Source organism: Corallococcus sp. AB030, assembly GCF_003668965.1.
GTDB lineage: Bacteria > Myxococcota > Myxococcia > Myxococcales > Myxococcaceae > Corallococcus > Corallococcus exiguus.
Genome location: NZ_RAWQ01000295.1, coordinates 1 through 9340, shown reverse-complemented (window position 1 = coordinate 9340; position 9340 = coordinate 1). Strand labels below are relative to the sequence as shown.

At 69.2% G+C, this 9340-nt stretch carries 8 protein-coding genes; 1 reads left to right on the top strand and 7 read right to left on the bottom strand.

The features are described from left to right. Positions 1-151 precede the first annotated feature (151 nt). Positions 152-988: a phospholipase D-like domain-containing protein gene (locus D7Y15_RS40335; RefSeq protein ID WP_158629200.1), complete on the bottom strand. Its 837-nt coding sequence runs from the start codon at positions 986-988 to the stop codon at positions 152-154. 95 nt (positions 989-1083) lie between these two features. Beyond that, entirely contained in the window at positions 1084-3045 is a 1962-nt protein-coding gene (locus D7Y15_RS40330) for an ABC transporter substrate-binding protein (RefSeq protein WP_121755896.1), read from the bottom strand. Positions 3046-3260: 215 nt separating this feature from the next. On the opposite strand from D7Y15_RS40330, the gene D7Y15_RS40325 reads away from it, so the two are divergent. Beyond that, on the top strand, positions 3261-4106 hold the full coding sequence (locus D7Y15_RS40325; RefSeq protein ID WP_233597463.1) for a discoidin domain-containing protein: 846 nt from the start codon (positions 3261-3263) through the stop codon (positions 4104-4106). A gap of 61 nt (positions 4107-4167) precedes the next feature. On the opposite strand, the gene D7Y15_RS40320 is transcribed toward D7Y15_RS40325, so the two are convergent. From D7Y15_RS40320 to D7Y15_RS40300, 5 genes are all read right to left on the bottom strand, one after another. Further along, positions 4168-4560, bottom strand: a complete 393-nt coding sequence (locus tag D7Y15_RS40320; protein WP_120580948.1) for a zf-TFIIB domain-containing protein — start codon at positions 4558-4560, stop codon at positions 4168-4170. 137 nt (positions 4561-4697) lie between these two features. Then, complete coding sequence (gene murA / locus D7Y15_RS40315) at positions 4698-5969, bottom strand: UDP-N-acetylglucosamine 1-carboxyvinyltransferase (protein ID WP_121755894.1); 1272 nt, start codon at positions 5967-5969, stop codon at positions 4698-4700. A 55-nt stretch (positions 5970-6024) separates the two neighbouring features. After that, on the bottom strand, positions 6025-6888 hold the full coding sequence (gene prmC / locus D7Y15_RS40310; RefSeq protein ID WP_120580946.1) for a peptide chain release factor N(5)-glutamine methyltransferase: 864 nt from the start codon (positions 6886-6888) through the stop codon (positions 6025-6027). Further along, entirely contained in the window at positions 6885-7976 is a 1092-nt protein-coding gene (gene prfA, locus D7Y15_RS40305) for a peptide chain release factor 1 (RefSeq protein ID WP_120580945.1), read from the bottom strand. The genes prmC and prfA overlap by 4 nt, the downstream gene beginning before the upstream one ends. A gap of 283 nt (positions 7977-8259) precedes the next feature. Next, positions 8260-9340 (bottom strand): CapA family protein (locus D7Y15_RS40300; RefSeq protein ID WP_148712999.1); only part of this gene is annotated, 1081 nt, incomplete at its 5' end.

Genomic DNA, 9340 nt, shown 5'->3' with positions numbered 1-9340 from the left:
AGGAGCTGAAGTCCACCTACTTCAGCCGCATGCTGACGGCGGACCGTGACGCCTTCTATGATGAGGCCGTTCTCCTGCTGCGCCGCGTCCGCAGGCGCGGCAGGCTCCCCATCTGGGCCAACACCCCCTGAACGGAATTAGTCGGGATGGCTTAGAACGCGATGTTGTCGTCGTCGTCGTCGGGAGGCGGGATGTCACCCAGGTCATCGAAGCAGGGGCGGCACAGGGGCTTTGCCACCGAGGTCTTCTTGGGCTCGCCGCAGCCATGGCAGAACTTCTCGGCGTAGTTCGCGTCCCCATACTTCTTCCATGAGGTGTAGCAGCCACGGCAGAGCGGCCTGTCCATGTTGAAGTCCAGGTCATCGCCGCACCGGATGCAGTGTCCTGCGTCGGAGTCGTCATCGGCGACGACTTGCAGGGGGACTCTTCCTTCCCGGGCTGGCGCGGCCCGGGGCTCGCGCTTGGGGGTAGGGGGCTCGGGCGTCTTTGCAGGTGGGGCGGAGAGCGGGGGTGCGCTTTGGGCCGTCAGATGGACTTCGCTCTTCAGGAAGGCCTCGACCGAGGCGTACTCAGGCGTGCCTGCGGTGATCCACGTGCCAATCTCGATGCTGTTGTTGATAGAGGACTCAAGGAGATTGAGTGACGTCAGGAGGGCGTTCTTCTCCGAACTGTAGATCTTCGCGTGCAGGTCCTTTAGGACGAGGACCTTCAATCCGGCTTGGCGCAACTGTGTGAGTGCGTCCGAGTCCAGAGGGTCTTCCTTGCCGGTGCTGAAGTCCCGCTCCCGCAGCACCAACGTCACCGACACGCCTTTCGCCAGCGCGCCTTGTACGTGGCGAGCCAGGTTCCGGAGCTTGTCAAACCGTACGTAGGGGCTGACCAGGAGGAGTTGCCGCTCCGCCTCCGTGATGAGGCGTGTCAGGTGCGTCTGGGTTTCCGACGAACCGAGGATGACAATTCTTGGCTTCTCGGGTGCGACCGCCGTCAACACGTCCTCCTGGCTGGCTTGCAATTGCTAGCCTAGCAACAGCTGGCATCACGGCGGCAGGGGGCGCGTGATGCCAGCCGTTGGAGGGTGCGCCGTTACTCCCCCTCCTCGACGGTGAGCTGGTACGAGTCCTGGAAGTTCGCCTCGCGATTCTTCGCGTCGCGCACTTCGAAGACGTAGACGCCGGGCTCGGCGCTGTAGCGGATGGTCTCCGGCAGGTCGCCCTTGGCGCGGTCGGACGTCTGCACCAGGGTCAGCTTTCCGTCCGGTTGGACCCGGTGCAGGTAGAGCCCCACGTCTACCTTCAAGATGCCCAGCAGCGTCGCGGTGATGGCCGTGCGCACCGGCCGGTCGGACAGGTCCACCCGGAAGAAGTCCACGTCCTTCGCCGGGTACACCGTGCCGCGCACCGCCTTGCCCAGCGTCAGGTCCTGCGCGCGGTCGGCGGTGTTGTTGGGCTCGCGCTCCTCGCCGCCGTTGTCCGGCACCGTCGTCACGCTGATGCGGTAGGGCTGGTCCGCGTTCTCGAAGTCCTTCACGAACTTGCCGTTCACCTTCCGGAACGAGCCCTCCACCCGGAAGTAGCAGGTGCCGTTGCACGCCACGTTGTTCAGCCGCTCCGGCTCCTTGAGAGCGCCGTCGTTGGCCTTGAGGAGCACCGTCTCCTTCTGCCCGTCACCCTGCGGCGGCTCCACCATCGACAGCGTCAGGTCCAACCGGTCCACGCCCGACAGCTCCACCTTCGCCAGCACCGGCTCGCGCGTCGTCAGCACGTAGTTGTCCACGTCCGACTTGGGCGACAGGAAGCCCTCGCGGAAGCCCGCGCCCGTCAGCGGCGTGGCCTTGAGCAGCTCGTCGTTGGGTTCCAGCTCCGCGTGCGCCCCCGCCTCCTCCTGGGACACCGTCAGCGTGTAGGGCACCTGCGCGTTGTACGTGCGCCGCTGCGCCTTGCCCGTCCCCGTCCAGCCGCCCTTCACCACCACGTAGACCACCCGGTCCGTGGCCCTCACGCCGATGTTGCGCAGCGCGAGCGGCTCGCCCTCCTTGCCCTGCAGGGTGAAGAGCGGCGCCTCCGCGGCGGACAGCACCGAAATCTCCGGCCGCACGCCCTCCACGGCGGACAGCTCAATCTTCAGCGCCACCGACGGCACCTCCGGATCGAGGGGCGGGAGGCCCGCGTCCGCCGCCTGGGCCGCCGTCGCCCCCGCCAGCTCTCCGGGCGCCGTGGGCGTCGCGCCCTCCGGCGGCTGAGCGGGCGGCTCTCCGCCTCCAAATGTGCCCTCGGGGGAGGGCGCCGCGTTGTCGTCGATGACCGGCGTCTCGTCCGGCACGGACGGCGGAGGCACGGCCGCGGGCGTCGAACCCGGAGCCGGCGCTCCGGGGGCCTCGGGCGTCGAGCCCGGCGCCGGTGCGCCACTGTCCTGCGCCGCGGGGACTTCACCCTCGGGCATGGCGGGGCCGGGCAGCTCCACCCGGTACCAGTCCTCGTCTCCGGAGTGCCCCAGGAACGCCGTCACCGTCTGCCCCAGCGGCAGCGCGGCGGCGTCCACGGCGCGGTCGTTGGGCTCGCGCTCCTCGCCGTCGTTGGGCTGGCGGTACTTCACCTCCAGCGTGTACGCCCCGCCCGTGCCCTTGCGCGCGGGCGACACCACCAGCCAGCGCTCCTTCTCCACGTAGAGGTTCGGAAGGCGCTCCCCCTTGCCCTCGCCCTCGCTGTTCACGCCCACCAGCCGGTTGCGGTCCTGGTCGTAGACGTCCAGCTTCACGTCCCCGCCGGGCAGGCCCGTTACCGTCACGTCCGCGATGCGCGGAGTGCCGGGGGCCAGCCGGTACCAGTCCTCATCCAGCTTGTTGGGCTCCGCCGCCAGGCCGCCCGTCACCACGCTGTCGCGGGTAATCGGCAGCGCCTGGTCGGGCCGCTCGTTGGGCTCCTTCTCCGTGAGGGCGGAGGGGCCCGTCTCCTCCACGCCCGCGTCCGGCACCTCCGCAGGCACGTCCTTCTTGCATGCGGCCACCCCCAGCAGCCCCACGACACAGACCCAGCCCCAACGTCGCATCACGTCTTCCTCCTCGGTCGGTCCGCCTTGTCGGCCTGGGCGTGTCCGGGTGTCAAGCACCCCCAACCCCTGGCGGGCCGCTTTCATCCTCGCCCCCGGCACGTCACATGGACAACGCCAGGCCCTCCTTCGCGGCCCGCCTCGAGGTCCGGTGGTGGCGGAAGGTGCACACCCGGACTGGAGCCCCGGGGTGGGGACGATCCAAGATGCGCCCCATGCGACGCCTGTCCCTGGCCTGCCTGCTGTTCGTGTCTCCGTCCGTCCTCGCCGCCGCGCCCGCCGCGCCCGGCTATGCCCAGGCGGAGGCCTGGCTGGAGAAGGAGGGGCGCCCGGACCACTACGTGCCCCTCAACATGCTGGACGGCCGGGACACCACCGTCTGGTGCGCGGAAGGGGAGAAGCCCTCCCACGTCTTCATCGGCTTCAAGGAGCCCGTCACCCTGGACGAGGTGCGCGTCTACACGGGCGACGGAACCTCCCGCGACGCGTTCAAGGCCAACGGCCGCGTGCGCAAGTTCACCCTCACCAGCGTGGACGCGTCCCGCAGCGTCACCGTGCAGGACAAGCGGGGCCTGCAGGCCGTGCCCCTGTCCCAGCCGCTGTTCGGCGCGCGCTTCATCCTGGAGGTCGCGGACCGCTTCCCCGGCGCCAGGGAGGACAGCCCGGTGTGCCTCACCGACCTGGTCCTCTACTCGGGCGGAAAGCCCCTCAACGGCCCCGCGCTGGCCACCCGGTACAAGTACGACGCGCGCGTGGCCCCGCTCGTGGGCACCTGGTTCGGCGGGCATGAAGGCGCCCCGGAGCGCTTCCTGTCCTTCTTCGTGGACGGCACCTGGCGCTTCTCGCTGGAGCCCCTGGAGACGCCGGAGCCCACCACCGTCGTCAGCGGCACCTACACGGTGTCCGGCAACAAGGTGACGTTGGACATCCCGAAGAAGGGCAAGGTGACGGCCCGCTTCGAGCGGACCGCCGCTGGCGAGGGGCCGAAGGCGGCCGCCGCGCTGTCGCTGGACGGGACGCTCCCCGAGGAGTGGGGAAGCGCCTTCCGCGGCAAGCCTTGAGAACGACCGGGCGCCTGGGAGAACCGGGCGCCCTCCGAGCCTGGGGCCTGGAGCCTGGGGCCTAGATGGCCGCCTTGGACTTCCGCTTCGCGTCGAAGTTGCGGAAGAAGGTGACCATCTCCTGCTCGGCGGCCTTGGCGTCCGCGGCGTCCGCGAACTCCGACTCCAGGAAGATGCCGCCGCAGGACTCGCAGGTGTCGTAGTGCAGCGGATGCTTCCGGTCGCCACCATCGATGCGTACGAAGTCCACCTGGCAGTCCGGGCACTGCCCTGTCAGGGCCTCCGCGTCGACCTTGCCCCCGAGTAGCTCCAGACCGGGCAGGTTGTTGTGAAGGAGGATGCGGCGCAGGTCCGAAACATCGGTCCACAGGCCTCCGCAGTCTCCACACTTCCGCAACGTCTCGTGATCTCCTTCGAGATCAGTCATCTCGACGCTGCAACCGGGGCAATTCATGGGGCGGCTCGTTCTCCTGAAAGGGGGGAGCGGAAGGTGCTCCCCAGTGAATGGAGAATGATAAGTCGCCCAAAAATTGGGATGCAACCCGTGCGGCGGCTTCTGTTGGCAACGTGCCGTCGGCCGGCCCCCTAGGCTCAGGCCCGCTCCTTCACCCGGCGGATGTCCGCCCCCAGGCCCCGCAGTTTGCGCTCCAGCCGCTCGTACCCGCGGTCCAGGTGGTAGACGCGGCTGACCTCGGTCTGCCCGTCAGCCCGCAGGCCAGCCAGGATGAGCGACGCGCTGGCGCGCAGGTCGGTGGCCATCACCTGTGCCCCGCTGAGCGCCTTCACGCCCTTCACCACCGCCGTGTGCCCCTGGATGGTGATGTCCGCGCCCAGCCGGTGCAGCTCCGGCACGTGCATGAAGCGGTTCTCGAAGATGTTCTCGGAGATGACGGACGTGCCGTGGCTCACCGTCATCAGCGCCATCAACTGCGCCTGCATGTCCGTGGGGAAGCCCGGGTGCTCCGTGGTGGTGATGTTCACCGACTTGAGGGACCTGGGCGCCTTGCAGCGCAAGCCCCCGCCCTCGGCGGTGATGGTGCAGCCCGCCTCGCGCAGCTTGTCGATGACCGCGTCCAGGTGCTCCGGCCGTGCGTGCTTCACCAGCACGTTGCCCCCGCTGATGGCCGCCGCGACCAGCAGCGTGCCCGCCTCGATGCGGTCCGGCAGGATGGCGTGCTCCACCGGGTTCAGGGACTCCACGCCCTCGATGGTGATGATGGACGTGCCCGCCCCCTCCACCTTCGCGCCCATCTTGTTGAGGACGCGCGCCAGCTCCTCCACCTCCGGCTCGCGCGCGCAGTTCTCCATCACCGTGCGGCCCTTCGCGAGCACCGCCGCCATCATCACGTTCTCCGTGCCGGTGACGGTGATGACGTCGAAGTTCACCATGCCGCCCTTGAGCTGCTTGGCCCGGGCCTCCACGTAGCCTTCCGTCAGGTGGATGTCCGCGCCCAGCGCCTTCAGGCCCTTGAGGTGCTGGTCGATGGGACGCGCGCCAATGGCGCACCCGCCCGGCATGGACACGCGCGCCCGGCCGAAGCGCGCCACGAGCGGCCCCAGCACCAGGACGCTGGCGCGCATGGTCTTCACCAGGTCGTAGGGGGCCTCCGGGGTGATGTTCCCCGCGATGCTGATTTCACACGTGTCCGCCTTCTTGCCGGTGAGCCGCGCGGCCTCGCAGCCCATCGTGCGGAGCACCTCCAGCATCGTGGCCACGTCCGCCAGGTCCGGCACGTTGCGGAAGGTGGTGGTGCCATCCGCCAGCAGCGCGGAGGCCAGGATGGGCAGCGCCGCGTTCTTCGCGCCGGAGACCTCCACCTCGCCGTGCAGCGCGGTGCCACCCTTCATGACGATCTTGTCCATGTCTTTGACGTGCCTTCTCGTGCGTGCGGTTGCCGGGCCGCGTGTCCCGTGGCCGTCAGGCCGCGGGCTGTGTCCCGAACGCCATGCGTTCACGCCGTTCCAGGTCCTTCTCCACGCGCGCGTCGGAGTAGCCCGCGGCCCGCAGGAGCTCCAGGACGGCGCTTCCCTGGGTCTCACCCATCTCCAATGCAAGCAATCCGCCAGGCTCCAGCACCCGCCGGGCGCCCTCAATCACCCGCCGCAGCGCGACCAGTCCGTCCGGCCCGCCATCCAGCGCCAGCCGGGGCTCGCGCCGCACCTCGGCGGACAGCCCGGCGATGTCGCCCGAGTCGATGTACGGCGGATTCGACACCACCACCCGGAACGTCGCGTCCGGGGGCAGGGGAGAGAACAGGTCGCCCTCCAGCACGCTCACGCGCTCGGCCACGCCCAGGGCCTGTGCGTTCTCACGGGCCAGCGCGCACGCGTCCTTGGACAGGTCCGTGGCCAGCACCGTCGCCTGGGGGCGCTCCGCCGCCACGCTGATGGCGATGCAGCCGGAGCCCGTGCACACGTCCAGCACGCGGCTGGGCGCATCCTTCGGCACCGAGTGCAGCACCGCCTCCACCAGCAGCTCCGTCTCCGGCCGGGGGATGAGCACGCGCGCGTCCACCTTGAACGGGCGGTTGTAGAACTCCTTCGTGCCCGTCAGGTAGTTCGTGGGCTCGCCCGCCATCCGGCGCTCGATGAGCGCCTTGAAGGCGGCCAGCTCGTCCTTGGACAGCGGCCGGTCCAGGTCCACGTACAGGCGCACCCGGCCCGTCTTGAGCACGTGCGCGAGCAGGATTTCCGTCGTGAGCCGGGGCGCATCTACCCCCCGCTTCTCGAAGTGCCCCGTCGTCCAGGTGAGGAGCCGGCGGATGGTCCAGACGTCGCTCATGCTTCGCTGGCGGGACGCCCGCCACCCGTCTGCGCCTTGAGGGCTTCTGCCTGGTAGTGGGTGCGGCAGGCGGTAATCACTTCGTCCACGTTGCCCACCATGATGGCCGGCAGGTTGTGCACGGTGAGGCCGATGCGGTGGTCGGTGAGCCGGTCCTGCGGGAAGTTGTAGGTGCGGATCTTCTCGCTGCGGTCGCCCGTGCCCACCTGGCCGCGGCGCATGGAGTCGCGCTCGTTGCGGATGCGCTCCTGCTCCATGTCGTAGAGCTTCGCGCGCAGCATGCGCAGGGCCATGGCGCGGTTCTTCCCCTGGCTCTTCTCCTGCTGGCACTTCACCACGATGCCGGACGGCTTGTGGATGAGGCGCACCGCGGAGTCCGTGGTGTTGACGCTCTGGCCACCGGCGCCCGTGGAGCGCATCACCTGCATCTCGATGTCCGCGGGGTTGATCTGCACGTCCACGTCCTCCGCCTCCGGCATCACCGACACGGTGATGGTGGAGGTGTGGATGCGCCCTTGCGTCTCCGTGGCCGGCACGCGCTGGACGCGGTGGACGCCGGACTCGTACTTGAGCTGGCTGAACACGGCGTCCCCGGAGAGCGTCACCGTGGCGTCCTTCACGCCGCCGGCGTTGCCCGCGCTCATGTCCAGGATGTCCGCCTTCCATCCCTTGCGGTCCGCGTAGCGCAGGTACATCTGCATGACCTCTTCGGCGAAGAGGGCCGCCTCGTCGCCGCCCGCGCCCGCGCGGATCTCCAGGATGACGTTCTTCTCGTCATTGGGATCCTTGGGCAGCAGGAGGATCTTCAGCGCGGCTTCCTGCTCCTCGCGCTGCTCCTTGAGGCCCGGCAGGGACTCCTTGGCGTAGGCCTTCTCGTCGGGGTCGGAGCTGGACAGCCACGACTCCACCTCCGACAGGTCCGCCAGCACCTTGCGGTAGCCGCGGAAGGTCTCGACGAGCCTCTCCAGCCCGGCGCGCTCCTTGGACACCTTCTGGAGCTTCGCCGTGTCGGCGAGGATATCGGGGTTCGACAGGTCGGCCGTGAGCCGCTCGAAGCGGCGCTCGACCTCTTCCAATTTGTCAATCATGCGTGGTTCCCGGGGCGTCTTGCCCCGTTGGGCGCCCCGTGGCAAGGGCCGAGGGCGTCAAGGAAAACCTTGGCCGTATGGGCAGCGGCATGTAGAACGGCCCCCGTCGCCGCCCGGTGCGGCTTGAATCACGCTCAACACGGAGTCCTTCCACATGGCCGCACAGAAGGGGAATCGTTCCAAGAAGAAGCTGAAGAACCGCGCCAAGACCCGGAAGGCGCAGCTGAAGCGCCGCCGCACGCGCTTCAAGCGCGGCCAGCGCAACAACAAGTAGTCCTGGAAGCTACTGCCCCCCTCTCACACTGGAGGAGGGGGGCGGCTGGCTCCCTGCTCCCCCGGCTTCCAACGCGGGGAGCATCCGCTCCAGCCCCGGCGTCCCCTGCGACGCGGTGCGCAGCAGCGTCATCACCCCATCGGCCTCGGCACCCGTGACGGGCACCGGCTGGACGGGGAACTCGGGGTAGCGGTCGGTCCTGAGGGGCAGCACGTCACTGGAGACATAACCCGTGGAGTCGAAGCGCGCCCGCCACAGGACGCTGCGCTTGTCCCGGGGGTTCCAGTTCCCGCCGAACACGAAGTTGCCCAGCGAGTAGAGCACCGGCCTGCCCTGGTACAGCTCCATGGACTGGAGCACGTGCGGGTGGCTGCCCAACACCCCCGCCGCCCCCGCGTCGATGGCCGCGTGCGCCAGCCGCACCTGGTACGGCTCCGGGGTGGTGTTGCCCTCGATGCCCCAGTGGAAGAAGGGCAGCACCAGGTCCGCCTGGGCCTTCGCCGCGGCGATGTCCTCGCGCAGCATCCGCTCCATCACCTCCACGTCGGAGAAGTGCCCGGCCACACCCGGCGTGGTGTCCGTGGCGTAGACCTCCCGGGGTTCGATGTTGCGCGTGCCCAGGAAGAAGTAGCCCAGGAACGCGACGCGCAGGCCCCCCACGGTGAGGATGGCCGGGCGGCGCGCCTCCGCCAGGGTGCGGCCGGCCCCGAAGTAGGGGATGCGCGCGGCCTCCAGGGAGGTGAGGGTGTCCAGGAGCCCCTGCGCGCCGTAGTCCATCATGTGGTTGTTGGCCAGGCTCACCACGCCCACGCGGCCCGCGGTGAGCACGTTCACCAGCTCCGGCCGCGCGCGGAAGTTGAAGTTCTTGGGCAGCTTCACCGTGCTGTCCGTGTACGGGCACTCCAGGTTCACGACGAACAGGTCGCCGGAGTCCACGATGGGCATCACCTCGCGGAAGCCGTACGCGAACATCTCCTCGCGCGTCCTCCCCTTGGCCACCTGATCATCGAAGTACTCCTCGTAGTGGTAGCCCACCGTCACGTCGCCCCCCACCACCAGGGTCACCGGGCGGGCGGGGGCTGGAGGGGTC

Excerpts from the sequence above, each read along its gene's own strand:
- D7Y15_RS40330 (WP_121755896.1), bottom strand. The coding sequence starts at position 3,045 with ATGCGACGTTGGGGCTGGGTCTGTGTCGTGGGGCTGCTGGGGGTGGCC.
- D7Y15_RS40325 (WP_233597463.1), top strand. The coding sequence starts at position 3,261 with ATGCGACGCCTGTCCCTGGCCTGCCTGCTGTTCGTGTCTCCGTCCGTC.
- D7Y15_RS40320 (WP_120580948.1), bottom strand. The coding sequence starts at position 4,560 with ATGAATTGCCCCGGTTGCAGCGTCGAGATGACTGATCTCGAAGGAGAT.
- murA (WP_121755894.1), bottom strand. The coding sequence starts at position 5,969 with ATGGACAAGATCGTCATGAAGGGTGGCACCGCGCTGCACGGCGAGGTG.
- prmC (WP_120580946.1), bottom strand. The coding sequence starts at position 6,888 with ATGAGCGACGTCTGGACCATCCGCCGGCTCCTCACCTGGACGACGGGG.
- prfA (WP_120580945.1), bottom strand. The coding sequence starts at position 7,976 with ATGATTGACAAATTGGAAGAGGTCGAGCGCCGCTTCGAGCGGCTCACG.